General features: G+C 68.9%; 1 protein-coding gene. It reads right to left on the bottom strand.

The window, feature by feature from the left end:
* A partial coding sequence (locus tag ADL12_RS24275) for an ATP-binding cassette domain-containing protein (RefSeq protein WP_159053268.1) occupies positions 1 to 547 on the bottom strand: 547 nt, incomplete at both ends.

Raw genomic sequence — 547 nt, 5'->3', positions numbered from 1 at the left:
CTCGTCGTCCCGGGTGACCTCGCGCAGGGCGGAGGCGGCCAACTGGTATGCGCCCGGGTCGGTGAAGCGGAGGCGGACGTGTCCGCCGGGGATGAGTCGCTTCAGTTCCTCGGCGGTGCCTTCGGCGGCGATCTTGCCGTCGTTGAGGACGGCGATGCGGTCGGCGAGTTCGTCGGCTTCCTCCAGGTACTGGGTGGTGAGGAAGACGGTGACGCCGCCCGTGACCAGCTCGCGGATGATCTGCCACATGGTGTGCCGGGAGCGCGGGTCGAGGCCGGTGGTGGGCTCGTCGAGGAAGATGATCCGCGGGTTGCCGACCAGGGTCATGGCGATGTCGAGGCGGCGCTTCATGCCGCCGGAGTAGGTGGAGGCGGGCTTCTTCGCGGCGTCGGTGAGGTCGAAGCGTTCCAGCAGTTCGGCGGTGACCTGCCGTCCCTCGCGCTTGGAGAGGTGGTGCAGGTCCGCCATGAGGAGCATGTTCTCCTCGCCGGTGATCAGGCCGTCGACGGCGGAGAACTGCCCGGTGACACCGATCGCGGCACGCACC

It is taken from the genome of Streptomyces regalis (assembly GCF_001509475.1).
Classification (GTDB): domain Bacteria; phylum Actinomycetota; class Actinomycetes; order Streptomycetales; family Streptomycetaceae; genus Streptomyces; species Streptomyces regalis.
This window is presented reverse-complemented; position numbering and strand designations above follow the sequence as displayed.